General features: G+C 69.5%; 23 protein-coding genes. 6 read left to right on the top strand and 17 right to left on the bottom strand.

What is annotated here, in order from left to right; genetic code table 11:
* Positions 1–573: 573 nt before the first annotated feature.
* The 4 genes from OG245_RS13870 to OG245_RS13885 form a co-directional block, all read right to left on the bottom strand.
* Entirely contained in the window at positions 574–1,485 is a 912-nt protein-coding gene (locus tag OG245_RS13870) for a hypothetical protein (protein WP_371623827.1), read from the bottom strand.
* Between the two features lie 15 nt (positions 1,486–1,500).
* A complete protein-coding gene (locus OG245_RS13875; RefSeq protein WP_371623828.1) occupies positions 1,501–1,854 on the bottom strand; it encodes a hypothetical protein in 354 nt (117 codons plus the stop codon).
* Positions 1,855–2,880: 1,026 nt separating this feature from the next.
* A complete protein-coding gene (locus OG245_RS13880; RefSeq protein WP_371623829.1) occupies positions 2,881–3,117 on the bottom strand; it encodes a helix-turn-helix domain-containing protein in 237 nt (78 codons plus the stop codon).
* 14 nt (positions 3,118–3,131) lie between these two features.
* Positions 3,132–3,677: a hypothetical protein gene (locus OG245_RS13885; protein WP_371623830.1), complete on the bottom strand. Its 546-nt coding sequence runs from the start codon at positions 3,675–3,677 to the stop codon at positions 3,132–3,134.
* A gap of 126 nt (positions 3,678–3,803) precedes the next feature.
* Between OG245_RS13885 and OG245_RS13890 the strand changes: the two genes are divergently transcribed.
* Positions 3,804–4,979 carry a tyrosine-type recombinase/integrase gene (locus OG245_RS13890; RefSeq protein ID WP_371623831.1) on the top strand — a complete coding sequence of 392 codons (1,176 nt, stop codon included), beginning with the start codon at positions 3,804–3,806 and terminating at the stop codon, positions 4,977–4,979.
* Positions 4,980–5,177: 198 nt separating this feature from the next.
* Here the strand turns inward: OG245_RS13890 and OG245_RS13895 are convergent, their stop codons facing one another.
* Complete coding sequence (locus tag OG245_RS13895; protein WP_371627880.1) at positions 5,178–6,335, bottom strand: acyl-CoA dehydrogenase; 1,158 nt, start codon at positions 6,333–6,335, stop codon at positions 5,178–5,180.
* Positions 6,336–6,542: 207 nt separating this feature from the next.
* Here OG245_RS13895 and OG245_RS13900 point away from each other — a divergent pair, with 207 nt between their 5' ends.
* Positions 6,543–7,886, top strand: a complete 1,344-nt coding sequence (locus tag OG245_RS13900; protein ID WP_371623832.1) for a UDP-glucose/GDP-mannose dehydrogenase family protein — start codon at positions 6,543–6,545, stop codon at positions 7,884–7,886.
* Positions 7,887–7,981: 95 nt separating this feature from the next.
* Here OG245_RS13900 and OG245_RS13905 read toward each other — a convergent pair whose 3' ends face one another.
* The 3 genes from OG245_RS13905 to OG245_RS13915 are packed head-to-tail and all read right to left on the bottom strand — an operon-like array spanning position 7,982 to position 10,878.
* Positions 7,982–9,175, bottom strand: a complete 1,194-nt coding sequence (locus OG245_RS13905) for a dipeptidase (protein WP_371623833.1) — start codon at positions 9,173–9,175, stop codon at positions 7,982–7,984.
* Positions 9,176–9,181: 6 nt separating this feature from the next.
* Positions 9,182–9,730 (bottom strand): 5-(carboxyamino)imidazole ribonucleotide mutase, encoded by a 549-nt coding sequence (purE, locus tag OG245_RS13910; protein WP_371623834.1) that lies wholly within the window; start codon positions 9,728–9,730, stop codon positions 9,182–9,184.
* The gene (locus OG245_RS13915; protein WP_371623835.1) at positions 9,727–10,878 is read right to left on the bottom strand and encodes a 5-(carboxyamino)imidazole ribonucleotide synthase; all 1,152 of its coding nucleotides are present in this window, start codon (positions 10,876–10,878) and stop codon (positions 9,727–9,729) included. Before OG245_RS13915 ends, purE begins: the two co-directional genes overlap by 4 nt.
* Positions 10,879–11,055: 177 nt before the next feature.
* Here OG245_RS13915 and OG245_RS13920 point away from each other — a divergent pair, with 177 nt between their 5' ends.
* The gene (locus tag OG245_RS13920) at positions 11,056–11,580 is read left to right on the top strand and encodes a GtrA family protein (protein ID WP_371623836.1); all 525 of its coding nucleotides are present in this window, start codon (positions 11,056–11,058) and stop codon (positions 11,578–11,580) included.
* Between the two features lie 142 nt (positions 11,581–11,722).
* On the opposite strand, the gene OG245_RS13925 is transcribed toward OG245_RS13920, so the two are convergent.
* Complete coding sequence (locus OG245_RS13925) at positions 11,723–12,988, bottom strand: ATP-binding protein (RefSeq protein WP_371623837.1); 1,266 nt, start codon at positions 12,986–12,988, stop codon at positions 11,723–11,725.
* A 103-nt stretch (positions 12,989–13,091) separates the two neighbouring features.
* Positions 13,092–13,769, bottom strand: coding sequence for a response regulator transcription factor (locus OG245_RS13930; RefSeq protein ID WP_012380631.1), 678 nt, complete (start codon positions 13,767–13,769; stop codon positions 13,092–13,094).
* A 489-nt stretch (positions 13,770–14,258) separates the two neighbouring features.
* On the opposite strand from OG245_RS13930, the gene OG245_RS13935 reads away from it, so the two are divergent.
* Positions 14,259–15,758, top strand: a complete 1,500-nt coding sequence (locus OG245_RS13935; protein WP_371623838.1) for a peptide MFS transporter — start codon at positions 14,259–14,261, stop codon at positions 15,756–15,758.
* A gap of 145 nt (positions 15,759–15,903) precedes the next feature.
* Here the strand turns inward: OG245_RS13935 and OG245_RS13940 are convergent, their stop codons facing one another.
* The 6 genes from OG245_RS13940 to OG245_RS13965 form a co-directional block, all read right to left on the bottom strand.
* Positions 15,904–17,316, bottom strand: coding sequence for a hypothetical protein (locus tag OG245_RS13940; protein ID WP_371627881.1), 1,413 nt, complete (start codon positions 17,314–17,316; stop codon positions 15,904–15,906).
* A 14-nt stretch (positions 17,317–17,330) separates the two neighbouring features.
* On the bottom strand, positions 17,331–18,521 hold the full coding sequence (locus tag OG245_RS13945; protein WP_371623839.1) for a hypothetical protein: 1,191 nt from the start codon (positions 18,519–18,521) through the stop codon (positions 17,331–17,333).
* Positions 18,518–19,615, bottom strand: coding sequence for a hypothetical protein (locus tag OG245_RS13950; protein ID WP_371623840.1), 1,098 nt, complete (start codon positions 19,613–19,615; stop codon positions 18,518–18,520). Before OG245_RS13950 ends, OG245_RS13945 begins: the two co-directional genes overlap by 4 nt.
* Positions 19,616–19,666: 51 nt before the next feature.
* Complete coding sequence (locus OG245_RS13955) at positions 19,667–20,389, bottom strand: peptidase (protein ID WP_371623841.1); 723 nt, start codon at positions 20,387–20,389, stop codon at positions 19,667–19,669.
* Positions 20,390–20,664: 275 nt separating this feature from the next.
* A complete protein-coding gene (locus OG245_RS13960; protein WP_371623842.1) occupies positions 20,665–21,156 on the bottom strand; it encodes an ATP-binding protein in 492 nt (163 codons plus the stop codon).
* Positions 21,157–21,358: 202 nt separating this feature from the next.
* Positions 21,359–21,727 (bottom strand): STAS domain-containing protein, encoded by a 369-nt coding sequence (locus tag OG245_RS13965; protein ID WP_003968692.1) that lies wholly within the window; start codon positions 21,725–21,727, stop codon positions 21,359–21,361.
* Between the two features lie 284 nt (positions 21,728–22,011).
* On the opposite strand from OG245_RS13965, the gene OG245_RS13970 reads away from it, so the two are divergent.
* Together OG245_RS13970 and OG245_RS13975 are read left to right on the top strand one after the other, a co-directional pair.
* Complete coding sequence (locus OG245_RS13970; RefSeq protein WP_371623843.1) at positions 22,012–22,974, top strand: RNA polymerase sigma factor SigF; 963 nt, start codon at positions 22,012–22,014, stop codon at positions 22,972–22,974.
* 237 nt (positions 22,975–23,211) lie between these two features.
* Positions 23,212–23,877 (top strand): hypothetical protein, encoded by a 666-nt coding sequence (locus OG245_RS13975; RefSeq protein ID WP_371623844.1) that lies wholly within the window; start codon positions 23,212–23,214, stop codon positions 23,875–23,877.
* Positions 23,878–23,885: 8 nt separating this feature from the next.
* Here OG245_RS13975 and hutI read toward each other — a convergent pair whose 3' ends face one another.
* Positions 23,886–25,058, bottom strand: a complete 1,173-nt coding sequence (gene hutI / locus OG245_RS13980; protein WP_371623845.1) for an imidazolonepropionase — start codon at positions 25,056–25,058, stop codon at positions 23,886–23,888.
* Positions 25,059–25,069: the final 11 nt, after the last annotated feature.

The following is a 25,069-nucleotide window of genomic DNA, read 5'->3' on the forward strand; positions in this document are numbered from 1 at the left end:
ACCGGAGCACTGGGGTTCACTCCACGGGCATTCATAACCGGGGCGATGTGTACCGCTGTGACGTCCGGCGGCCCCGGCTTTGGCTGCTCGCCGGGCGCTCACTGTACGTCCCCCTCAAAGGCCCATCCCAAGCGCTTCATACCGTCAGCGGTGAGACCCAGGGACGTTGCCAACTGCCCGTACTCCGTCAGATGCTCCCGCGTAGCTGTGCCGTCCAGGATCTTCCCGTAATAGGCCAGCATCACGGCCACAGTCGGCACATACGACTCATCCCAGCGCGACGCCTGGGGACTGTTCCACCACTGCTTCCACTGTTCGACTTCAGAATCTGCCCATTCCCTTGCCAGGGGCAGATCAGGAACAGGGAGGCCATGGTCGTACGGAAGTACATCCAGGCCCTTGTATCGGGAGTGTGGAGAATCAGGGTTACGTGTCTTGGGCATAACTAACCTCCAAAAATCATCCTGTTGATTTCGGTTACGGCCCGCTCCGCCGGCTCTCAGCCCAGCGTGAGGGAAACCAACAAAAAGAGGGCCCCCGCTGTGACAGCAGGGGCCCCGAAACGGTTAATGATCAGGCCGCGGTGGCCCACTCAACAGATGCCTTCACAATCCCCTTGGTCGGACTCGCCTCATCAAAAGTATTGTCGGGCTTCTTGGTGTCCAGCTCCGGATAGCGCACAATCTTCCCGCCGTAAAGGTGGAGAGTGTCGATATAATCGGCCCGGTACTTCTCGGACTGGCCCTCACGGAAGCCGGTGAACTGAGAAGCGTAGGTAGCAAACTCCGAATGACCCGCCACGATGTCCACACCGGTGGGCATAGCCGTGGTGGACAGAACGGTGAAACCTGCCGGACGGGCCACCACACCGTTCGCCGTCACGCCGCTGTCCCCGTAGGCGGCGGCATTGGCAATGGCCGGATGTTCAACCAGATACCGCTTCACACGGGGCGAGACGACAACGTAACGGCCTGCGGGGATGTCGTTGTCGTCCAGGGCCAGCATCATGTCCAGAACGGCGCTGTAGAGCGCCTGGGGGATGCTCCCAGTGGTCGGCTTGACGGTCGGTAGAGCCGTGGCTCCCTTGGCGATGATGCCGCCCATGAAGGTGTCCGCCGCGCGGGCGAGGGAGCGGATCATCTGCTGGTTGATCGGAGAGTCAAGGCCCCCGGCGAGTTGCACCCGTTCCACGTCTTCGACCAACACCTGTAGGTATTTCGCCTCGGTGATATTCAGCTTCTGGTCAACAGTTTCCGGACGCTGAGAGCTCATACCGTCAGGGAGCGCGTAGTCCCCGACCGTGGGCCGGAGAAGACTGTTGATGTGAACCACATCGCCCTTCTTCCGGATCTCACCCGCGTACTTGTTGTTGGCCACGAGCTTGGAAGCCCATACCAGCAGCGGATCAAACTGGGTCAGAAGATCGGAATCCCAGAGTTCCGGAACGAACGAATGGGTAGCGGGGTTCTGGTAGGTAAAGGTCATATAGATACTCCTGGGTCAGCGGTTACGGACATCGAGAGAAACGGTGCGACGCTCAGAGAACGGGCCACCACTGCGGTTGTGCCCCACACCCTCAAGCTGTGGGAAAGATGGCGGGCTGAGCTTGAACGAGGCCAGGGCCCTATCCATAGCCACGACTGAAGGATTACCGTCCGCGCCGAGCAACTTCGAAGCATCCAGATATTCAACGAAACCATCGGGAAGACTCACACCCGCCTGGGCTGCATGAACCCTGATTTCGGCTCGTGCCAGCCTGGCCGAATATTCCCGCTGCACCTCGGCCCTGACTGTGTCGACCTCATCGGCCGGCGCGGGCTCCGGAGAATCGGAATCTGTCTGTGGGTCGCTCATGGCGACACCTCCTCATCTAATCAACAGAAATAAGAGTCATCAGCAACAGGGCCACTCTTAGGGCGGCCCTCTAACCATCACAACAGGACAACGTAAGAGAAGACAGGTCCCCTACCCCCGTTCATTTACTTCACGAGGCATGGGGACTTGACTCTGTGTTGTTGCCGCTGTGGTGTCACAGGCAGGTATCCGCAGAGCTGCATTCGAGCATCTGCGCAACATGCTCTGGACTTCAAACAGGCCCGGACTCCCGTCCGCGTCAGAGGACCGCCGCCCAGCGGCCTTGACTCAAGGGAAAGCTCCCTCACTCCTATAAATAATCGGACAGGGCTCCAGGCCGGAGCCCCGCCCTACTTAACTCAGCCGCCCATGACGAAGGGTGAAAGGCGTTCATCCAGGCCCCGCGTGCACAGAAGCGCGCCGGGCCTTTGCGCCTCCTCCCATGGGCGGGCGGAGCCAATAACAGGCAACCTCCGCCCAGGGCTAGCTGTCTGGCCCAGGTAGCCCCCGGTCTTGGCCGCCCTGCTGTCTAGAAACCAGCGATCCACTATCTCCCGGTCTGTATCGGTCGAATACTGGACGACGCTTTCCACATCGGTCAGGGCATCACTCCGCCACGCATCCCAGAGATAGAGGTGATTCCCCTCATTGAGGTCTACCGCCCGGCGGCTATGCCACCAAGGGCGATCGACCGCGTCCCTGCGAGCGACCTCCTCCTCTACCGTCAGGTTTTCAGCCTTGTCCGCCGGACGAATATTCCACGCCTCGTACTCAATGCCCCGACGCTCCTGCTGTCGCCGGATGGCCCGATTCTGGTTCTGCCGCTTGGCCTTGCACTGTGGATGGTCAGGATTGGTCGCCGGGTTCGATCCCCGCTTCCCCTTCGGCCGGAGGAACTCCCATCTCTCCCCACACCAGGCACAAATCAACTCAACATACTTCGCGGCTACAGCTACCATTCCACCCTCGTTCTGGAAATAAAAAGGCCCCCGAGATGCCCCGGGAGCGTTCATATCTAGCGGTTCTTCAGCTCTGGCCGTCCAGCCACTTCTCCAGGTCAGCGGGACGACATCGGAGGGCCTGCCCCACCTTACGGAAGGGAATCTCTTCCCCACGCCAATTTTCATAGACCCAGCTTCGGGGTTTGTCCAGAAAGTTGGCCACCTCTGCAACCGTCATCAACTTGACCAATACGACCTCCGGAAAAATAGAAGCCCCCGAGGGGCCTCGGGGGCTGCGGCTGTACGAGTGAAAGATCGGCATCTTTACGCCGATTGCTAGCGCTCCGTTCCTGTCCTTGCGTCAAGAACGACCTGAGCCTTTTCGGTGAGCTCTCCACCAGCCTTGCCCGCGATAGTGGTTAGGAGACCGTCCCTGCGAGCCTGCTTCAAATGCCCCTTGACCGTCTCAGGGCTTCGGTTGATGCGTCGTGCCAGCCACCGAACAGGGGCCGGGTCGCCAGCATCCGCAGCATGCTTGTAGACGGCAGCAAGGACCGCCAAGTACGTCTCAGACACACCCTCGCTTTCGAGCAGCGCGCCAGCCGCTTCCCCGGCCTGCTGCATGGCCTCGGTGAGTTCCGTCAGAGCCCTATGGCCCTTCTGGCCCATCTCGGCCGCCATCTTCACCGCGCCAGGCAGGTCAAGCCTCCGGAGAACGGTCGTAGAGATGCCGCGTGCCACGTCCCGGGCTGGCGCGTCCGCCGCACTCTCGATGGTGATGCGCTGCGGCCCGCCATGCACCGGGCCCGAAGGCCACCACATGCGGATCACCCAGGCTCCCTGCTCCTGGGTGATCTCAAACCCGCTCTCGTCTGTCTTCATGCTTCTCACGGTACCACACAGGGTTGCCCACCCCGTGTTGACAACTCTGGGTGGTCCATGTGCATTCTGGCATGGGGGGGCTGGCCACACCTGGGCGGGCCCAACACGAGAAGGAGCAGTTCAGACGTGGCAAGGGCATGGGTGGCGCGTTCCACGGACGACGCGAAGAAGTGGACAACGTTCTGGTACGACCCGGATGGGAAGCAGCGGCAGAAGTCGTTTGAGACCAAGAAGCGTGCCGACGACCACAGGAAGCGGAAGGAGCAGGAGCTAGACGCAGGGACCTATCTGGACGACAAGTTGGGCAAGCAGCCGGTTACAGCCGTCTGGGAACAGTGGACCAATCAAAGGAAGCTGGAGAACAGCACCAAGAAGCAGTACCGCTCAATTCAGAAAACAACCCTGGAACCGTTCTTCAAGGCTCGCTCCATCGTGTCCTTGAAGGTCGCGGACATCGAACAATGGCTGTTGTGGATGGAGCAGGACCGGAAGCTGTCGGCCCGGACACGACGGCAGCGGTTCTCGTTCTTCTCCGGAATGATGGATTGGGCCGTGGTCAACGAGATCATCGGGCGCAACCCGTGCAAGAAGGTCCGGCACGCGGGTAGCCGTGCCAAGGAGATACGTGAACACAAGAGCAACGCACGGCGGCTGACGACCCGCGAGGTTTTGGCCGTGCTGGATGGGGCCCCGCCCCGGTACCGAGCCATGCTGTGGCTCATGGCGGGATGCGGGCTCCGCATCGGTGAGGCCATGGCCGTCTCGCGCGATCAGATCGACTTCCAGACCGAGGTCCTGCGCGTCGATTTCCAGATTGCGGAGGACGGCGAATCCGAGTCAGGCAAGAACAGTGCGCTCCAGCGGCGGCACATCAAGGCCCGCGACGAGGAGGAGCCGGGGCGAGTCGTGCCTCTTCCTCCGAATGTGGCCTTCGAGCTGCGCAGGCACATCAAGAACCACGGCGTGTGGGGACCGGAGAGGCTGCTGTTCCCGAATGTCACCCGGACCGGGTACGTGTACGCGTCGTACTTCTACCGGCAGATCTGGTTGGCGGCCCTGACGAAGGGCGGGGTGACCTACTGCAAGCCTCACTCCATGCGGCACTACTACGGGTCCCGGTTGCTCTACGCGGGCGTCCCTGAGAACGATGTGGCCGACTGGATGGGGCACAGCAGCACGGACGTGCTCCGCGAGCACTACCACTACATCTTCGAAGGGGCCGAGCAGCGCGGACGTGCAGCTATCGCAACCATGTTGACCCCCGACGCAGACGACCCTACCGAGCGGGCCGAAGCCGCCTGACCCAGCCCACACGAAAGGCCCCCGGCATCGCCGGGGGCCTTGTCATTTATGCAGGTCAGCACCCGTTTCCAGTCCAGCGTCCGCCCAGGATTTCCCCAGCATGACGCTCAGGAAGGGCCCGGGAAGGGCCCGAACGGACCGGAAGCCGATCAGCGCTTCAGGAGCACTCCAGAAGGCTCCTGACCTGCGAAAACCCTGCTACGGCAGGTTCCTCGCCATGACGATCCGCTGAACCTGATTCGTACCCTCATAAATCTGGGTGATCTTGGCGTCGCGCATCATGCGCTCGACCGGGTAGTCCCGCGTGTAGCCGTAGCCGCCGAGCAGCTGGACGGCGTCCGTGGTGACCTCCATGGCGACGTCGGAGGCGAAGCACTTGGCCGCGGCGCCGAAGAACGTGAGGTCGCCGTCGACGCGCTGGGACTTGGCGGCGGCCGAGTAGGTGAGCTGGCGGGCCGCCTCCAGCTTCATCGCCATGTCGGCGAGCATGAACTGGATGCCCTGGAAGTCCGCGATCGGCTTGCCGAACTGCTTGCGCTCCTGGACGTATCCCTTGGCGTAGTCCAGCGCGCCCTGGGCGATGCCGAGGGCCTGGGCCGCGATGGTGATGCGGGTGTGGTCCAGGGTCTTCATCGCGGTGGCGAAGCCGGTGCCCTCCTCGCCGATCATCCGGTCGGCGGGGATGCGCACGTTGTCGAAGTAGACCTCGCGCGTCGGGGAGCCCTTGATGCCGAGCTTCTTCTCCGGGGCGCCGAAGGAGACGCCCTCGTCGGACTTCTCGACGACGAACGCGGAGATGCCCTTGGAGCGCTTGGTCGGGTCGGTGACGGCCATCACCGTGTAGTACTCGGAGACGCCCGCGTTGGTGATCCAGCGCTTCACGCCGTTGAGGACCCAGAAGTCGCCGTCGCGCACGGCCTTCGTCTTCATGCCCGCCGCGTCGGAGCCGGCGTCCGGCTCGGAGAGGGCGTACGAGAACATCGCGTCGCCCTTGGCGAGCGGGGCCAGGTACTTGCGCTTCAGCTCCTCGGAGCCGGAGAGGATCACCGGGAGCGAGCCGAGCTTGTTGACGGCCGGGATCAGGGAGGAGGAGGCGCAGGCGCGGGCCACCTCCTCGATCACGATGACCGTGGCGAGCGCGTCGGCGCCGGCGCCGCCGTACTCCTCCGGGACGTGGACGGCGTGCAGGTCCGACGCGACCAGGGCGTCCAGCGCCTCCTGCGGGAAGCGGCTCTCCTCGTCGACCGCGGCGGCGAAGGGGGCGATCTTCGTCTCCGCGAGCGCGCGGATGGTCTCGCGGAGCATGTCGTGCTCCTCGGCCGGACGGTACAGGTCGAAATCGGTCGAACCCGCCAAGACGCTCACTCCCCAGATGCTAACTACCGTTAAGTAACTCAATTTTAGTGCGCCGACCGCCGACCGGCATACGTGTCGCGTACGTGAGCTTCCCGACAGGGGTGGGACATATCCGATACGGCGGACAGATCGAGCGGTGAATTCCGGCCTTCCGCTGCCCGACTATGCTCGGTCCGCACGCCCGTCCGTACCTCCCAGGAGCACTCCATGGCCCTCAGGATCACTGTGATCGGCACCGGCTATCTCGGCGCCACCCATGCCGCGGCCATGGCCGAGCTGGGCTTCGAGGTCCTGGGGCTCGATATCGTCCCGGAGAAGATCGAACTGCTCTCCACCGGCCGCGTGCCGATGTACGAGCCGGGCCTGGAGGAGATGCTCCAGCGGCACGTCGCCGGGATCGAGGGATCCACCGGGCGGCTGCGCTTCACCACCTCCTGGGAGGAGGTCGCGGAGTTCGGCGACGTCCACTTCGTCTGTGTGAACACCCCGCAGAAGCACGGCGAGTACGCCTGCGACATGAGCTATGTCGACAGCGCCTTCGACGCGCTGGCCCCGCACCTGACGCGGCCCGCCCTGGTCGTCGGCAAGTCGACCGTCCCGGTGGGCTCCGCCGCCCGGCTCGCGGACCGGCTCGCGGAGCTGGCTCCGGCGGGGGCCGCCGCCGAGCTGGCCTGGAACCCGGAGTTCCTCCGCGAGGGCTTCGCCGTGAAGGACACCCTGCATCCGGACCGGATCGTCGTCGGCGTCACGAGCGAGACCGCCGAGAAGCTGCTGCGCGAGGTGTACGCCGTGCCGGTCGCGGAGGGCTCGCCGTTCGTGGTGACCGACTTCCCGACCGCCGAGTTGGTGAAGACCTCCGCCAACTCCTTCCTGGCCACCAAGATCTCCTTCATCAACGCGATGGCCGAGGTGTGCGAGGCCGCCGACGGGGACGTCGTGAAGCTCGCGGAGGCCATCGGGCACGACGACCGCATCGGGAAGAAGTTCCTGCGGGCCGGGATCGGCTTCGGCGGCGGCTGCCTGCCCAAGGACATCCGCGCCTTCATGGCGCGCGCCGGCGAGCTGGGCGCGGACCAGGCGCTCACCTTCCTCCGCGAGGTGGACTCCATCAACATGCGCCGGCGCGGCCACATGGTGGAGCTGGCCCGGGAGGCGGTGGGCGGCGACTCGTTCCTCGGCAAGCGGGTGGCGGTGCTGGGCGCCGCGTTCAAGCCCGACTCCGACGACGTACGCGACTCCCCCGCGCTCAACGTCGCCGGGCAGATCCACCTCCAGGGCGGCCAGGTGACCGTGTTCGACCCGAAGGGGATGGACAACGCCCGGCGGCTGTTCCCGACGCTCGGCTACGCGGACTCCGCGCTGGAGGCGGTGCGCGGGGCCGACGTGGTGCTGCACCTGACGGAGTGGCGCGAGTTCCGCGAGCTGGACCCGGCGGAGCTGGGCGAGGTGGCCGCCCGCCGGATCATCCTGGACGGCCGCAACGCCCTGGACAGCGCGGTGTGGCGCGGGGCCGGGTGGACGTACCGGGCGATGGGCCGCCCGAAGGCCTGAGGGCCGGCGCCCGTCGCCGCGGGCGAGCACCTCGGGGCGCTCGCCCGGTCCTGGCGGACCGTTCGCGGCGGTGGGTGCGGAGACGGCCCCCGGCCTCAGCCGAGCGGGCCGTCCAGCTCCGTGATCGTCGCGTGGGACGGCCCCCGCCCGCTCTGCTCGTCGCGGGCCACGGCTTCCGCGTCGCGCAGCACCCGTACGGAGTTCTGCCAGGTCAGCTTGGCGAGGTCGCCCTCGGACCAGCCGCGCCGCAGCAGTTCGGCGATGAGGTTCGGATAGCCGGAGACATCCTCCAGCCCGCGCGGGGTGAACGCGGTGCCGTCGTAGTCGCCGCCGATGCCGATGTGGTCGACGCCCGCGACCGCGCGCATGTGGTCGAGGTGGTCCGCGATGGTCGGGACGGTGGCCTCGGGGCGCGGGTTGGCCGCCTCGAAGTCCTCGTGGATGCGCATCGCGGTCGGGGTGGTGTCGAGGTGGTGCAGGCCGTGCTCGCGCATGTTGCGGTCGGCGGCCAGGGTCCAGGCGACGGCCTCGGGCAGCACGAACTTCGGGACGAAGGTCGCCATCGCGACGCCGCCGTTGGCCGGGAGGGCCGCGAGCACGTCGTCGGGGATGTTGCGCGGGTGGTCGCAGACGGCGCGGGCCGAGGAGTGCGAGAAGATCACCGGCGCGGTGCTGGTGGCGAGCGCGTCGCGCATGACGCCGTCCGCGACGTGGCTGAGGTCGACCAGCATGCCGACGCGGTTCATCTCGCGGACGACCTCGTGGCCGAAGGCGGAGAGGCCGCCGAGGCGCGGCAGGTCCGTCGCGCTGTCGGCCCAGTCGACGTTGTCGTTGTGGGTGAGCGTCATGTAGCGGACGCCCAGGTCGTACAGGGCGCGCAGGGTGCCCAGCGAGTTGTTGATGGAGTGGCCGCCCTCGGCGCCCATCAGGGAGGCGATACGCCCCTCGGCGCGGGCCTTCTCCAGGTCGTCGGCGGTGAGCGCGCGGCGCAGGTGCGTCGGATAGCGGGCGATCAGCTCTCCGACGACGTCGATCTGTTCCAGGGTGGCGCTGACGGCCGCGTCGCCGGTCAGGTCGGTGCGGACGTACACCGACCAGAACTGGCCGCCGACCCCGCCGGCCCGCAGCCGGTTCAGGTCGGTGTGGAGCAGGCCGCGCTGGTCGGCGGCGATGTCCCGGGCGTCGAGGTCGTAGCCGACCTGTTCGCGCAGGGCCCAGGGGAGGTCGTTGTGGCCGTCGACGACGGGGTGGACGGCGAGGAGCTCGTGCGCACGGGCGAGGTGGTCCACGGGTCCCTACTTTCCGAAGCCGAAGGAGTCCGCGCCCTGGACCTTGGCGCGCAGACGTTTGCCCTTCTCGGTGGCCTGGTCGTTCAGCTCCTGCAGGAACTCCTGCATCCGCTCCTGGAGCGCGGGGTCGGAGGCGGCGAGGATCCGCGCGGCCAGCAGGCCCGCGTTGCGCGCGCCGCCGACCGAGACGGTGGCGACGGGGACCCCGGCCGGCATCTGGACGATGGAGAGCAGGCTGTCCATGCCGTCCAGGTACTTCAGCGGCACCGGCACGCCGATGACCGGCAGCGGGGTGACCGAGGCCAGCATGCCGGGCAGTGCGGCGGCGCCGCCCGCGCCCGCGACGATCACCTTGAGGCCCCGGCCCGCGGCCGCGTCGCCGTAGGCGATCATCTCGCGCGCCATGCGGTGGGCGGAGACGACGTCGACCTCGTAGGGGATCTCGAACTCGTCGAGCGCCTTGGCGGCGGCCTCCATGACGGGCCAGTCGGAGTCCGAGCCCATGACGATGCCGACGAGAGGGGCGGCGGGGGATCCGGTGCCGGGGGAAGTCATTCGGTGATCGTTCCTCGCAGGTAGTCGGCCGCGTGCCGGGCGCGCTCCCGCACGTCCGCCAGGTCATCGCCGTAGGTGTTGACGTGTCCGACCTTGCGGCCCGGCTTCACGTCCTTGCCGTACATGTGGATCTTGAGCTGCGGGTCGCGGGCCATGCAGTGCAGATACGCCTGGTACATGTCCGGGTAGTCGCCGCCCAGGACGTTGCACATGACCGTCCAGGGCGCGCGCGGGCGCGGGTCGCCGAGCGGGAGGTCGAGGACCGCCCGCACGTGGTTGGCGAACTGGGAGGTGATCGCGCCGTCCATGGTCCAGTGGCCCGAGTTGTGCGGGCGCATCGCCAGCTCGTTGACCAGGATGCCGGGCTTCCCGTCGGGTCCGCGGGTCTCGAACAGCTCCACCGCGAGGTGTCCGACGACGCCCAGCTCGTCGGCGATGCGCAGCGCGAGCCGCTGGGCCTCGCCGGCCAGCGTCTCGTCCAGCTCGGGGGCGGGGGCGATCACCGTGTCGCAGACGCCGTCCACCTGGATGGACTCGACGACCGGGTAGGCGACGGCCTGGCCGTGCGGCGAGCGGACGATGTTCGCCGCCAGCTCCCGTACGAAGTCGACCTTCTCCTCGGCGAGGACCGGGACCCCGGCGCGGAACGGGTCGGCGGCGTCCGCCTCGGAGCGGACCACCCACACGCCCTTGCCGTCGTAGCCGCCGCGCACGGTCTTGAGGATGACGGGGAAGCCCCCGGCCTCCTCGGCGAACGCGGCGGCGTCGGCCGGGTCGCTGACGATGCGGTGGCGGGGGCAGGGTGCGCCGATCTCCAGGAGCTTGGCACGCATCACCCCCTTGTCCTGGGCGTGCACCAGGGCGTCGGGGCCGGGGCGCACGGGGATGCCGTCCGCCTCCAGGGCCCGCAGATGCTCGGTCGGCACGTGCTCGTGATCGAAGGTGATCACGTCGCAGCCGCGCGCGAAGGCGCGCAGCGTGTCCAGGTCGCGATAGTCGCCGATGACGACCTCGCTCACCACCTGGGCCGCCGAGTCCTGGGGAGTGTCACTGAGCAGCTTGAATTTCAGGCCGAGGGGGATACCCGCCTCGTGGGTCATGCGGGCGAGCTGACCGCCGCCGACCATGCCGACTACCGGGAACGTCACGTCTCCAGGATATCCGCCACGCCGGTGCTTCCCGGACGGCCTTACGGATGCCGTGCGGCCACGACCCCTGCGGACTCACGGGCGTCACACGGGTGGGCTGGTTAGCATGGCGGAGTTGACGTGCTTGCGTCGACACGTCTTCCAGACGCCTTCCGACGGACGGGACCAGCGATCACCATGAGCGAACGGGGCGCACTGCGGACCCGGCTTGAGCTGCTGGCCCGGGAGGTCGCCAAGTTCGGCGCGGTCGGCGCTTTCGGCCTGCTGGTCAACATCGCGGTCTTCAACCTCCTGCGGCACACGACGGACCTCCAGGTGGTCCGGGCGAGCGTGGTGGCGACGTTCGTCGCGATCCTCTTCAACTACGTGGGCTTCCGCTACTGGACCTACCGGGACCGCGACAAGACCGGCCGGACCCGTGAGCTGGCCCTCTTCCTGCTGTTCAGCGCGGCGGGCGCGGTGATCGAGACGGGCGTGCTGTACCTGGCGACGTACGGCTTCGGCTGGAACACCCCGGTCCAGAGCAATGTCTTCAAGATCGTCGGCATCGGGGTCGCCACCCTGTTCCGCTTCTGGTCCTACCGGACCTGGGTCTTCAAGACCCTGCCCGCCAAGGAGGCCGTGCTGAGCGCGGAACGGTTTCTGGAGCAGCGGGGGCCGACGCCGGAAGAGCGGGTAGCGCCCGACCCCGTACGGAACTGATCCGGCACGCCCGTACGGAACTGCCCGCGGCACCCGTGCGGAGCTGATCCGCCACGCCCGTACGGGAACCGGTCGGCGACACCCGTACCGCGACCGGTCCGCGACACCCGTACGGGAACCGCCCCGCCGCGCCCGTCGTTGTTCAGCGCACCGGGCGCTCAGGAGCCTTGCGGTCGAGCGGGACCCGACTGAGGAAGAGCGCGAAGACCGCCGGATGCTGCTGGAGCAGCTCCAGCCGGCCGCCGTCCGCCTCCGCGAGATCGCGGGCGACGGCCAGGCCGATGCCGGTGGAGTTGCGGCCGCTGATGGTCCGCTCGAAGATCCGCGCGCCCAGTTCGGCGGGGACGCCGGGGCCCTCGTCGGTGACCTCGATGACCGCCTGGTTGCCGGTGACCCGGGTGCGCAGGGCGACGGTGCCGCCGCCGTGCATGAGGGAGTTCTCGATCAGCGCCGCCAGGACCTGGGCGACCGCGCCCGGGGTGCCGACGGCCTTCAGCCCGTGCTTGCCGGAGCAGACCAGTGCGCGGCCGGCGCTGCGGTAGGCGGGGCGCCACTCCTCGATCTGCTGCTTGACGATCTCGTCGAGGTCGAAGACGACGGCGGAGCCGGTGCGCGGGTCGCGGGAGTTCGTCAGGAGCCGCTGGACGACGTCGGTGAGGCGCTCGACCTGGGTGAGGGCGATGTTCGCCTCCTCCTTCACCGTCTCGGGGTCGTCGGTGACGGAGATCTCCTCGATCCGCATGGAGAGCGCGGTCAGCGGGGTCCGCAGCTGGTGCGAGGCGTCGGCGGCGAGCCGGCGTTCGGCGGTCAGCATCCGGGCGATCCGCTCGGCCGAGGAGTCCAGGACGTCGGCGACCCGGTCCAGCTCGGGCACCCCGTACCGCTTGTGGCGCGGGCGGGGGTCCCCGGAGCCGAGGCGTTCGGCGGTCTCGGCGAGGTCGGTGAGCGGCGAGGTGAGCCGGTTCGCCTGGCGTACGGCGAGCAGCACGGCCGAGACGATCGCCAGCAGCGCCACAGCGCCGATGATCAGGAGGGTGCGCCCGACCTCGCGGGTGACGGCCGAGCGGGACTCCTCGACGGTGACCTTCTCGCCCTGGTCCCCGGTCTCGACGGCGCGCAGGACGCTGCCGACGGGGCGTTCGCCGACGGCGATGGGCTCGCGGCCGGGGATCTCGACCAGCGCGTACCGCTTGGGGTCGATCTGCTCGGCCAGCACCCCGGGGTTGATCCGCTCCGCGCCCAGCAGGCGGCTGTCGACCACGCTGATCAGCCGGAGCGCCTCGGACTCGACGCTCTCCTGGGCGCTGGCGCTGATGGTCCGCGTCTCGACGATCACCAGCGAGACGCCGAAGACGGCGATGACGACGAGCACCACGGCGAGCGTGGAGTTGATCAGCCGACGGCGCATGCCCGCCTCGTCACGTCGACGGGACGGTGGTGGCGGCCCGCGGCGGGGCGGTCACCGGAGCGGTCACCGGAGCGGTCTTCAGGATGCATGGGGGTTTCGTACGTCAGCTCTTCTCGAACCGGAAGCCGACGCCCCGCACGGTGGCGATGTACCGCGGATTGGCGGCGTCGTCGCCGAGCTTCTTGCGCAGCCAGGAGATGTGCATGTCGAGGGTCTTGGTGGAGGACCACCAGGTGGTGTCCCAGACCTCACGCATCAGCTGGTCGCGGGTGACGACCCGGCCGGCGTCCCTGACCAGGACCCGCAGCAGGTCGAACTCCTTTGCCGTGAGCTGGAGTTCCTCCTCGCCCATCCAGGCCCGGTGCGACTCGACGTCGATCCTGACCCCGTGGGTGGCGGGCTGCGCGACGGGCTCGGAGGCTCCGCGGCGCAGCAGCGCGCGGACCCGGGCGAGCAGCTCGGCGAGCCGGAACGGCTTGGTGACGTAGTCGTCGGCGCCCGCGTCCAGACCGACCACCGTGTCGACCTCGTCGGCGCGGGCCGTCAGCACCAGGATCGGGATGGTGTGCCCGCCGGCCCGGAGCCTGCGGGCGACTTCGAGACCGTCCATCCCGGGCAGCCCCAGGTCGAGGACGACCAGGTCGATGCCGCCCTGGAGTCCGGCGTCCAGCGCGGTCGGACCGTCCTGGCGGACCTCGACCTCGTAACCCTCCCGACGCAGTGCGCGGGCCAGTGGCTCCGAGATGGATGCGTCGTCCTCGGCGAGCAGTACACGGGTCATGGACTGATGGTAGTCCGGTCAGGACGCCCGGAGTGAGGCCCACGACGCCACCTGCGGGTCAGCGCCACAAAACGGACCAGGACCTTTGAATGTGGGAGCGTGGTTCCACCAGGACCTGTGATCCATGTCTCAAGTCCTTTCATATCCCGCTGTGTCGTGTCGTATGGTGTCCCAACGCCTGTTGCACCACTCAAGGACCTTTGGGCAGCCACGAGCGCCAAGGGTCCCTTCTGTGTGCGGGGCCGGTTCCCGCCGGCTCTTCGAGTGAATGACCTGTGAGCCGGGCCCGGAGCGCGATGACGTGCGACGGGTGTGGATCCCGACGCGGTTCTTCCCCGCTCCGCCGCCGGGTCTCCGTCAGGAGCCCGGCCGCACGGAGCACGTCCCCCCTCAGGTGTGGGGACGGGGTACGCCGCGCCGGTGCCGGCTGCCCCCCACCGGGCGCGTACAGCCCACGAGGCGTCGCGTCCCGACCAGCAAGGATCGACCATGGCGTCCAGCCTGACGAAGGACTCGCCCAGTTCCGGCGAGAAGACCTTCTTCGGCCACCCCCGCGGTATGGCCACCCTGTTCATGACGGAGATGTGGGAACGCTTCTCCTTCTACGGGATGCGCGCCATCCTCACCCTGTACTTGGTGGCCGCCGTGCTCGACGGCCCCCTGGAGGGCCGGGAGGCGCTCGCCGCCTCCATCTACGGTGTCTACAACGCCGTCGTCTACATGGCCGCGATGCCCGGCGGCTGGGTCGCCGACCGCCTCTGGGGCGCCCGCAAGGCCGTGCTGGTCGGCGGGATCATCATCGCGCTCGGCCACTTCGCGCTCGCGCTGCCGAGCGACATCACGTTCTTCTTCGGCCTCGCGCTGATCGCGGTCGGTACGGGTCTGCTGAAGCCGAACATCTCGGCGATGGTGGGCGCGCTCTACGAGGACCAGTCCAGCGCCCGCAGGGACGCCGGTTTCACCCTCTTCTACATGGCGATCAACCTCGGTGGCTTCGCCGCTCCGCTGCTGGTCGGCTACCTCGGCGAGAACATCAGCTGGCACCTCGGCTTCGGTGTCGCCGGTGTCGGCATGACCTTCGCGGTCATCCAGTACGCGCTCGGCTCCAAGCACCTCGGCGACATCGGCAAGCTGCCCGCGAAGCCCGCCTCCCCCGAGGAGCGGACGCGGATGCTGCGCAAGGTGGGCCTCTGGTCCGGCGTCGCCGTCGCCGCGCTGCTGATCGACCTGGCGCTGGGCACGTACGACATCGAGCACATCGTCAACGTCCTGGCCGTGCTGGGCGTCGTCGTGCCGATCGTCTACTTCGTCACGATCTTCCGGGACCCGGCGCTCACCAAGGAGGACCGGCCGAAGATCAAGGCGTACGTGTGGTTCTTCATCACGGCCGTGCTCTTCTGGATGATCTACGACCAGTCCGGCTCGCTGCTGACGATCTTCGCCGACAACAAGACGGACCGTTTCATCGGCGGCTGGGAGTTCCCCGCCTCCTGGCTGCAGTCGGTCAACCCCGCGCTGGTCATCATCCTGGCCCCGATCTTCGCCGCGGTCTGGGTCAAGCTGGCCACGCGCAACCGTGAGCCCAGCACCCCGATGAAGTTCGCGCTGGCGATGCTCCTCATAGGCGGCTCCTTCGGCATCATGGGCCTGGCGGGCGCGGCCGCGGCGAACAGCGAGACCGGCAAGGTCACCGTCTTCTGGCTGCTCGCCGTCTACCTGGCGCAGACCATGGGTGAGATGTGCCTCTCCCCGGTCGGGCTGTCGCTGTCCACGAAGCTGGCGCCGAAGATGTTCATGGGCCAGATCATGGGCCTGTGGTTCCTGGCCACGTCGACGGGCAACGCGCTGAACGGCTGGACCACGAAGCTCAACGCCCCACTGGGCGATGCCGCGTACTACACGTTGCAGGCGGTCGTGGCCGTCGCGGCGGGCATCTCCTTCATCGTGGCGGGTCGCAAGATCCGCGCTCTCATGGGCAACGTCAAGTAGCTGCCCCGATCACGCCCGGCACACGACAGCGGGTCCGCACGATCACCTCGTGCGGACCCGCTGTCGTTCGGTTCGGCGGTCGGGACGGCTGCGTGGTCCCGACGGCTGCCCGGTCCCGACCTCGGCGCTCCGTGCAGGGAGCGGCTCAGCGGGTGCCGCGCAGCCTCCGCCACGGGGTGAACGTGAACACCGCGCCGCCCAGCAGGATCGCCGTGCCGGCGACCAGGCCGAGCGCCCTCAGCGCACCGTCGTCCTCGGCCCCGGTCGCGGCCAGGCCGCCGCCGGAGTCCGTGCCGCCGCCGGAGTCCGTGCCGCCTCCGGAGGCCGCGGCTCCGCCGGAGTCCGCCGAACCGCCGCTCCCGCTGCCTCCGGACGCACCGCCCGGCTGGGCGGAGGTGTCCAGCTCCAGGGAGACGGCCACACCCGCGGGCGGGGTGCAGGTGGTCGTCGTACCGGCGGCCATCACCGTCAGGACGCCGGGGCTGAGCGTGGTCCTGCCGCTCGCGCCGGGCTTGTACGTGCCGGTGAGATCGGGGATCTCGATCGGGGCGCCGGTCTTGATGACCTCCTTGTTCACCGGCCCCTCGACCTTGACCGTGCCCTTGTCCGCCCCGCCGAGCCTGACGTCCATGGACGGCTTCACCTGGCCCGCCGGGATGTCGATCGGGCTGTCCATCACGGGCTTGCTGAACTCCACCGTCAGGTCGTAGTCGCCGCCGCTCTTCCTGGCGCTGATCCTGACCGGCGAGGTGGCGTCCTTGTCCCCGATCGGGGTCTTGCAGGCGTAGGCGACGGACACCTCCTTGCCGGGGAAGTCGGTCTCCCCGCCCCCGCCGCCGGTACTGCCGCCGGACGCGGCGCCCCCGGTGTCCGTGCCGCCCGACGTCGTGCCGCCGGAGTCCGTGCCGCCGGAGGTGGTTCCTCCGGAGGTGGTCCCGCCGGACGTGGTGCCTCCGGACGTGGTGCCTCCGGACGTGGTGCCTCCGGCGTCGGCGCCGCCGGAGGTCGTGCCGCCCGTGGTGGAGCCGCCGCCCGCGGTGACCTTGATCGTGGCGCCCGCCTCCACCTCCTCCTTCGGCGCGCACTTGGTGTCCGTGGAGATCGGCTTGGACACGTTGATGTTGTACGCGCCCGGCGTCAGGGTGATCTCCCCCGCGGCCTCCAGCTTCAGCGTGCCCTTCATGTCGGGCAGCACCATGGGACTGTTCTTGGGGATCGGCGGATTCTGCCGCGGGCCCTCCAGCTTCAGCTCGCCGCTCGCCGCACCGCCCAGGGTGATGGTCCCGGTCGGCTTGACCGTGTCCGCTCCCAGGTCCAGCACGTCCGGGTTCTTGGACGCGGCCGCGACCGTCTTCCAGACGACCTCGATCTCGTCGCCCACCTTCGCCTCGGCCGGTGCGGTCAGCTCCACCTTCGTGGTGCCCTGCACCGCGGGCAGTCCCGAGATCGGCGGCGGAACGCACTCCGTCGCGTAACTGACCTCGGCGGCCTGGGCCGGACTCGCGGCCATCAGGATGCCCGCGCCGCCGAGCATCAGCGCGACTCCGGCCGCGCTCATCCTCCGTTGCGTGCTCACGCTTGTCCCTTCGTCGTGGGTCGGGGTCGGTTCTCTGACGGTGCGGAATCCGGGGTGAACCACGGCAGCACGGCCGTGGTCGCGCTGGTGGTCGCGGCCTCGTTCGTCGCCGCGTTCGTGGTCGCGTTCCTGGCCGATCCGGTCGTCGCGCCCGTGGCCGTGGTCGCGTCCTGGCCGGCGCTCGTGCCCGCGCGCCGGCGCCGCCGGGGCCTCCGTCGCGTGGCCGGCGTACGGTGCGAGCCGGCGGGGCGCGGCCGGATCCTGTCCACGACCGCCATGCCGATACGGAAGACGGCCGCCGGGACGACCAGGCAGAGCAGGACCCAGAAGAGCGTGACGCCCCAGGGGCGGCCGACCCCCCACGGCTGTTCGGCCAGCACCTTCTTCCCGTACCGCAGGGACACCTGGTAGTCGCCGTGCGCGCCCGCCGACAGTTCGACCGGCAGTTCGATCTGCGCCTTGGCGCCGGGGGCGACCGTGCCGCGCCACTGGCGCTCCTCCCACTGCGGGGCGTAGACGCCGTGCGCGGTGCCGATCTCGAAGACCGGGTCCTCGACCGGCGCGGACCCGAGATTGCCCACGGTGAAGACGAGCCGGCGGGCGGGCGGGGCCCCGAACCAGGTGAGCAGGGAGCTGTCGCCCTCCAGCCGTGTGGTGGCGAGCACCGCGAGCTTTCCGCCGCCGGTCTGCTTCGGCAGCTCCTCGACGGGATGCCCCGCCACCGTGAACACCGCGTTGGCCAGCGCCTGTTCGCCGGTCACCGTGGCGACGTGCACCACGCAGGGGCACGGCTTCGGCGGTTCGGTGACCGGCAGCTTCTTGCTGAAGGCGCCCTTCTTGTCGGTCGTGACGGCGCGGCCGTCGGCGTTGGCGCAGGCGTTGGTGCCGCCGATCACGCCCCGCTCCGGCGTGGACTGACCGCAGATCAGCAGCATCAGCAACGCCTCCGCGCGCCAGCCGCTGCCGCTGACGGTGATCTCTCCGCCCTTGCCCGCCTCCTTCTTGGACAGGCTGACGGTGGGATCGCCCTCGGCCGCACGTGCGCCCGGCGCGGTCAGAACGGACAGGGCGGGCAGGAGGACCAGGAAGGCCAGGAGGACGGCCAGCAACGGGAGGGTGGCGGGCGACGGGAGGGGGGCGGGCGACGCGGTGCGCCGGGAGGCTCGGAGGCCGGTCTGCCGCTTCACGATTCCGCTCCCGTCTCCGCCAAGGGTCCCGTCGTCACCCGGGATCCCGCCTTCACCAGGGGCCCCTTCCTCGCCAGGGGTCCTGCTTTCACCAGGAGTCCCGCCTTCACCCAGGGCCTCCTCTCTGTGGTCGATTGCCTGTCGTCCGCCGACTCCGCGCCCGGCGGTTCCGGGTCGCCCCGCCGCGTGCGCCGCCGCCGGTACGCGCCGGAGCCGAGCAGGGCCAGGCCGCCCAGGAGCAGCAGCCCGCCGCCGACGGCCGGGGTCACCGGCACGTACGTCGCCGAGGCCGCGGCCTCGTCCCGGGCGCCCCCCGCGGCGGTGACCCGCAGCCGTACGGTGACCGCGTCCAGGGCCGGGGCGTCGGGCCAGGGTTCGGTCCGCTCCACCCGCCGGCCGGGGGCCAGCTCCAGCGGCAGGGGCCGTTCCGGGCGGTCCAGCAGCGTGCCGAACATCCCGTCGGCGCGCACCGCGAGCCGGGGCTCCAGCATCGCGTTGCCCCGGTTGACCAGGGCGTACCGAATGGTCCCGCCGGATATCCCGACGTCCTCGACGGTGAGCGCCGCCAGCGTCGGGCCGCCGATCCGGACCCGGACCGGGACGCGGACCTCCTCGTCCCCGTCGTCGGCCACGACCTCTCCGGAAGCGTCGCCGGGCACCGCGTCGGGCGGCACCGTGAGGGCGAGCGGCACCTCGGCGCGGGTCCGGGCCGGGACGGTGACGGTGTCCGCGGCGAACCCGATCCAGGCCCCGGCCCGGCCGTCGCCCCGTAGCCGTACGGTCAGCGGGGCTCGGCCGGAGTTGGTCACCGCGAGACGGTCCTGGAGCGCCGTGCCGGGGGTGCCCTCCAGATAGACGTACGGCCGGGCGTCCCGGTCGGCGCCCGAGCCGGCGGGCCGGGCCGTCCAGCCCGCCGGGCCGTTCGCGGCGGCCGGGGCGGCGGTGTCGGCCGGGCCGTCCGCGGCGGCCGGGGCGGCGGTGTCGGCCGGGCCGTCCGCGGCGGCCGGGAGCGGGGTGAGCGCGCACAGCAGCGCGGCGAGCACCGCCGTGAGGTCGAGCAGCGCCCGGCGGAGGCGCGGGGTGGATGGCGACATGGGCGGCTCCTCTGCCTTCCGGCGGCGTCGCTGCGCCGAGCTGTGCCGGTCTCAGCCCGTGGCGCGCTGTCCACGCCGGGTCAGCCAGAGCACTCCGGCCGCCCCGCTCAGCAGCACGGTGCCGCCGAGCGTGCCGAGGGCCGCCGCCGAGTCCAGCGGGCCGGTACGCGGCAGCTCACCGCCTCCCGAGGCGCCGCCGGTCGAACCGCCGGTGGACGCGCCGCCCGTGGAACCGCCGTCGGAGGAGCCGCCGTCCGATGTACCGCCCGCCCCCTGGACGTCGAGTTCGAGGGAGGGACCGGGGCTGTTCTTCGGCGTACACGTGGTGGTCGTACCGAGGGCCTTGATGGTGAGGACCCCGGCCGTGAAGGTGACCTTGCCGCTCTTCTTCGGGGTGTACGTCCCCGACAGGTCGCTGATCCTGATCGGGGTGTTGGCCGGAATCGCCTCGCTGTTCGCCGGTCCGGTGACCTGGACCTTCCCCTGCTCCGCGCCGCCCAGTTCGATCACGGCGCTCGGGTTCATGGCCCCTTTGCCCAGCTCGACCGGGCTGGAGGAGACGCCCTTCTGGAAGGACATGGTGAGCTTGTAGCCGGCGCCGCTCTTGACGCCCTTGATGTCGATGGGCGAGACCGCCCCTTTGGGCCCGATGGGCGTCACGCACTGGTAGTTGACGTCCACGACCTCGGCGTGCGCGGCGGGCGCGCCCGCCACCACGATCGAGCCCGCCAGCGCAGCCGCCAGCGCGAGAGTTGTCCGCTTCTGGTTCGACACCTCGTGCTCCCCTCATGCCGGACGCCGCCGCGCGCCACGATGCCTACGGGCGCGCATTACTGACGGCACATCAGATTTGGCGCTCAAGGTACGCCCGGGGCCTGATGGAGGGAAGACAAAGAGCGCGCCGATCCGGCGCGCTCTTGTCGGTGCGGGTGACGCACTCGTGTCGGTGCTGGTGACGCGCCCTGGTCGGCGCGGGCAAGAGGCATGCCCGAGGCATACCGGTGGGGTGTACGGGTGAGGAGTGCGGGCGGGGCGCGGCGCGACACGCCCTAAGCGGGTGCGGCCAGCTCCGCCCAGACGGTCTTGCCGGGCGCGTCCGGAGTGCGCAGGACGCCCCAGTCCAGGCAGAGGCGCTGCACGATGAACATGCCGTGCCCACCGGGCCGGCCGGCGCGGTGCGGCGTACGGGGTGCGGGCTGACCGGCCCCCCGGTCGACGACCTCCACCCTCAGCACCTTGGGCGTGTGTCCGATCCGAAGCTCTTCGGGGCCCTCCGCGTGCAGGCAGGCGTTGGTCACCAGCTCGGAGACGACCAGCAGGACGTCCTCGGCGGCGGCCCTGCGGTCCGCGGTGGACGCGGGGAGCCAGCCCCACTCGTGCAGCGCCTGCCTGGCGAAATCACGAGCCGTCGGAACAATGCCGCTGGCCTGTCCGAGTGAGAGCGTGCGCCACTGCCGCTCGGCCGGGACGGTCGAGGCTGCGCCCGCTCCGTCCGGCTCGCGACCGAGGTCGCCCGGCGGATGCTGCCGGGTGGTGCTCATCAGCGCTTCACCTCACCGATTCGCCATGTCGCCATGTCGCCGTTCAACAGATAATGATCAGTTACCGAATGTGCCGGAGCCCTTGCGGGGCGCCGCCGGGGTGTCTCCTGCCCTGCCGTGCCGCAACAACACCCACTTGAGGCACACGATCGCGTGACGCGGCCGACATCGGGGATGTCCACGGTCGCACGCTCGCGCCGGTTCAGGTGGCCAGAGCCTCTTCGAGCGTGGCGTGGACGGTGAAGACCGCCTCCGCGCCGGTGATCTCGAACACCCTCGCCACGACGGGCAGCATTCCGGCGAGATGAACCCCTCCGCCGACCGCCTCCGCCTTGAGGCGGGCGCCGAGCAGGACGTTCAGCCCGGTGGAATCGCAGAAATCCAGCCGAGAGCAGTCGACCACCAGGCGTGACCGCCCCTGCTCGACCGCGCTCTCCAGGGGCTCGCGCAGTAGATCGGCGGTGTGATGATCGAGCTCACCCACCGGCGTCACGACCTCGCTGCGCCCCTCGGTCCGGGCCTCGACCTGAAGTCGACCCCGGTTAGCACTGCCGACCGTCCCGCGGTCCATGCCTGTCCCTCTTCGCCGTTCGTCACTGTGCGCGTCACTGCCTGTGCGGCTGTATGCATAGCTACCGCCGACGTGCCTAAACATACGCGTTTCGTTCGCCACGCGGTAGCCGGAGACCTCAACAAACCGGACATATGGCAGCAATTGGCGCTTGTCACTGCTGGCCAGGACCGGGTATGGGTAGAGGAACACCCGAAACACGACCGGCTTTGGAGGCGCCGCTTCACCGCAGGAACACGTATGGGCATCGGCAGCCATATGCCGAGAACGATGGAGGAGACCCCATGTCACCCCGGCTCGACGAAGCGCGTACCCACAACGCGCCGTCGGCATGTCCTCAGGGACCGACCGATTCCGACTCCCCCGCCGCGAGCGCCGTTCCCGGCCCGCGCACCAGCATCACCAGCACCACCTCAGACTTCTCCGGCGCGGCCGGCGAGGGACTCGAAGGACTTCCCGAGATCCCGCCCTACGCCGAAGTGGGCGCTCTGGACGCCAGGGCCCTGTCGAAGACGCTCTTCGAGCGGCTGGAGTGCCTCGAAGAGGGCACCCGCGAGTACAGCTACGTCCGCAACACCCTCGTCGAGCTCAACCTCGCGCTCGTCAAGTTCGCCGCCTCCCGGTTCCGCTCCCGCAGCGAGCCGATGGAGGACATCGTCCAGGTCGGCACCATCGGCCTGATCAAGGCGATCGACCGGTTCGAGCTGAGCCGCGGCGTGGAGTTCCCCACGTTCGCGATGCCGACGATCGTCGGCGAGATCAAGCGCTTCTTCCGTGACACCAGCTGGTCCGTGCGCGTGCCGCGCCGGCTCCAGGAGCTGCGGCTCGACCTGGCGAAGGCCGGCGACGAGCTGTCCCAGCAGCTGGACCGCGCGCCCACCGTGGCGGAGCTGGCCGAGCGCCTCGGCATCACCCCGGAAGAGGTCGTCGAGGGCATGTCCGCGAGCAACGCGTACACCGCGAGCTCGCTGGACGCCAAGCCCGAGGAGGACGACAGCGAGGGCGCCCTCGCGGACCGCATCGGCTACGAGGACCACGGTCTCGAAGGCATCGAGTACGTGGAGTCGCTGAAGCCGCTGATCGCCGCGCTGCCGTCCAGGGACCGGATGATCCTCTCGCTCCGCTTCGTCAGCAACATGACGCAGTCGGAGATCGGCGAGGAGCTGAACATCTCGCAGATGCACGTGTCCCGGCTGCTCTCCAGGACGCTGGCCAAGCTCCGCAAGGGTCTGACCCTGGAGGAGTGACCCCGACGCGGCCCACTGTCCCGCCAAGGGACTCCACGGGCCCCCGCTACGGGGCTCACCGGGTCCCGCCACGGGGCTCCACGGGACGTTCGAGCTGCACCGCGGAAGGACCCGCCCCGGATGCCGGGAGCGGGTCCTTCCGCGTGTGGGGGGTGCGCCGGCGCCGGATCGGCTACTCATCCACTCTGAGTACGCCACCGGAGGCGTCCGGTGACCGTCGGCTCATAGCGTTCGATCATGAACGCGCCCCGGCCCCGGCTCCGTCCCCGGCCCCGCCCCTGGTACCGCACGGCCCCCCGTAGGCGTCTCCTCCGCCGTCCGCTGCCTCCCGGGCCCCGCGCCGCCCGCGCCCTCGTCGCCCTCCGCGCGGCGCTCGTCGCGGTGGTGGTGGTCACTGCCCTCGCCTGGCTGTGGAACGGGACGCCGTATCCGAGGACCGACCCCGACCGCGTCGCCGTCCGGCTCAAGGGTCTGGCCCAACGCGCTTACGACGAGGCCGCGTTGCCCGGCAGACCCGAGGTGGGTGCCGTCCGCGTGGAGACGGGCGCCTGCTCCTACCGAGGACTGCGGAGCGTGGCCCATATCGACCGGGGCCGCCCCGACGTCGGGAGTTTCGACCTCGACTGGCGGGTGACGGGGGTCCCGGAGGACGTGGCCCGGTCCGGCCTGCACCGTACGCGCACACGGCTGGAACGCGAGGGCTGGACCCGCGTCGAGACCCACGTCGACAGGCCCGGCTTCCGCTTCCGGAACCCGGACAACGAGGACCTCGTGGACGGGCACTGGTCCCGGGAGACGGAAACGTACGTCGTCAGCGCCTACGCGGGGTGCGGGAAACTCCCCGACGGCTTCGACGAGTACGAATGGGCGGAGGCCGACTGGGCCCCGGCTCCGACCCGCTGACCCGCCCGTCACACCACCCGCTGCCCGCTCCGCCAGACCGCGCTGACCAGCGGGACGCCCGGGCGGTAGGCGAGGTGGACGTGGCTCGGGGCGTCGAGGAGGACCAGGTCGGCGCGGGCGCCGGGGGTGATCCGTCCGATGTCCGTACGGCGCAGAGCGGCGGCCCCGCCCGCGGTGGCCGACCAGATCGCCTCGTCCGGGGTCATCCCCATGTCGCGCACGGCCAGCGCGACGCAGAACGGCACGGACGAGGTGAACGACGAGCCGGGGTTGCAGTCCGTGGAGAGCGCGACGGTGGCCCCCGCGTCGAGGAGGCGGCGGGCGTCGGGCCAGGTGGCGCGGGTGGAGAACTCCGCACCCGGGAGCAGCGTGGCCACCGTGTCGCCCTGGCCGAGGGCGTCGACGTCCGCGTCGGTGAGGTGGGTGCAGTGGTCGGCCGAGGCCGCGTCGAGCTCGACGGCGAGCTGGACGCCGGGGCCGTACGTCAGCTGGTTGGCGTGGATCCGGGGGTGCAGGCCCTTGGCGCGGCCCGCCGTGAGGATGGCGCGGGCCTGGTCGCCGTCGAAGGCGCCCTGCTCGCAGAACACGTCGATCCAGCGGGCGTGCGGGGCGCAGGCCTCCAGCATCGGCCCGGTGACCAGGTCGACGTACCCGGCGGGGTCGTCGGCGTAGTCGGGGGACACGATGTGGGCGCCGAGGTAGGTGACCTCGTCGGTGTGGCGGGCCGCGACGCGCAGGGCGCGGGCCTCGTCCTCGACGGTGAGACCGTAGCCGGACTTGGTCTCGAAGGTGGTGGTGCCCTGGCGCAGGGCCTCGGCGAGGTAGCGGGCGACGTTGGCGGAGAGCTCCTCGTCGGAGGCGGCACGGGTGGCGGCGACGGTGGTGCGGATGCCGCCGGCGCGGTAGGGCTGCCCGGACATGCGGGCGTTGAACTCCTGGGTGCGGTCGCCCGCGAAGACCAGGTGGGAGTGGGAGTCGACGAAGCCCGGGATCACCGCGCGGCCGGCCGCGTCGAGGACGTTGTCAGTGGCGGGTGCTTTGCTGGATTCACCGGTCCAGACGATGCGGTCGCCGTCGATGACGACGGCCGCGTCCTGGATCAGGCCCAGGGGGGTCCCGTTGCCGAGGGAGGGGTCATTGGTGACCAGGCTGGCGATGTGGGTGACGGCGGTGGTCGTCATCTGGAGAGTGT

This window comes from Streptomyces sp. NBC_01116, from assembly GCF_041435495.1.
In the GTDB taxonomy this organism is placed as follows: domain Bacteria; phylum Actinomycetota; class Actinomycetes; order Streptomycetales; family Streptomycetaceae; genus Streptomyces.

What these genes read in the sequence shown, in the direction of transcription:
- OG245_RS13870 (WP_371623827.1), bottom strand. Translation starts at nt 1,485, where the DNA reads ATGACCTTTACCTACCAGAACCCCGCTACCCATTCGTTCGTTCCGGAA.
- OG245_RS13875 (WP_371623828.1), bottom strand. Translation starts at nt 1,854, where the DNA reads ATGAGCGACCCACAGACAGATTCCGATTCTCCGGAGCCCGCGCCGGCC.
- OG245_RS13880 (WP_371623829.1), bottom strand. Translation starts at nt 3,117, where the DNA reads ATGCCGATCTTTCACTCGTACAGCCGCAGCCCCCGAGGCCCCTCGGGG.
- OG245_RS13885 (WP_371623830.1), bottom strand. Translation starts at nt 3,677, where the DNA reads ATGAAGACAGACGAGAGCGGGTTTGAGATCACCCAGGAGCAGGGAGCC.
- OG245_RS13900 (WP_371623832.1), top strand. Translation starts at nt 6,543, where the DNA reads ATGGCCCTCAGGATCACTGTGATCGGCACCGGCTATCTCGGCGCCACC.
- purE (WP_371623834.1), bottom strand. Translation starts at nt 9,730, where the DNA reads ATGACTTCCCCCGGCACCGGATCCCCCGCCGCCCCTCTCGTCGGCATC.
- OG245_RS13920 (WP_371623836.1), top strand. Translation starts at nt 11,056, where the DNA reads ATGAGCGAACGGGGCGCACTGCGGACCCGGCTTGAGCTGCTGGCCCGG.
- OG245_RS13925 (WP_371623837.1), bottom strand. Translation starts at nt 12,988, where the DNA reads ATGCGCCGTCGGCTGATCAACTCCACGCTCGCCGTGGTGCTCGTCGTC.
- OG245_RS13930 (WP_012380631.1), bottom strand. Translation starts at nt 13,769, where the DNA reads ATGACCCGTGTACTGCTCGCCGAGGACGACGCATCCATCTCGGAGCCA.
- OG245_RS13935 (WP_371623838.1), top strand. Translation starts at nt 14,259, where the DNA reads ATGGCGTCCAGCCTGACGAAGGACTCGCCCAGTTCCGGCGAGAAGACC.
- OG245_RS13940 (WP_371627881.1), bottom strand. Translation starts at nt 17,316, where the DNA reads ATGAGCGCGGCCGGAGTCGCGCTGATGCTCGGCGGCGCGGGCATCCTG.
- OG245_RS13950 (WP_371623840.1), bottom strand. Translation starts at nt 19,615, where the DNA reads ATGTCGCCATCCACCCCGCGCCTCCGCCGGGCGCTGCTCGACCTCACG.
- OG245_RS13960 (WP_371623842.1), bottom strand. Translation starts at nt 21,156, where the DNA reads ATGAGCACCACCCGGCAGCATCCGCCGGGCGACCTCGGTCGCGAGCCG.
- OG245_RS13965 (WP_003968692.1), bottom strand. Translation starts at nt 21,727, where the DNA reads ATGGACCGCGGGACGGTCGGCAGTGCTAACCGGGGTCGACTTCAGGTC.
- OG245_RS13970 (WP_371623843.1), top strand. Translation starts at nt 22,012, where the DNA reads ATGTCACCCCGGCTCGACGAAGCGCGTACCCACAACGCGCCGTCGGCA.
- OG245_RS13975 (WP_371623844.1), top strand. Translation starts at nt 23,212, where the DNA reads ATGAACGCGCCCCGGCCCCGGCTCCGTCCCCGGCCCCGCCCCTGGTAC.
- hutI (WP_371623845.1), bottom strand. Translation starts at nt 25,058, where the DNA reads ATGACGACCACCGCCGTCACCCACATCGCCAGCCTGGTCACCAATGAC.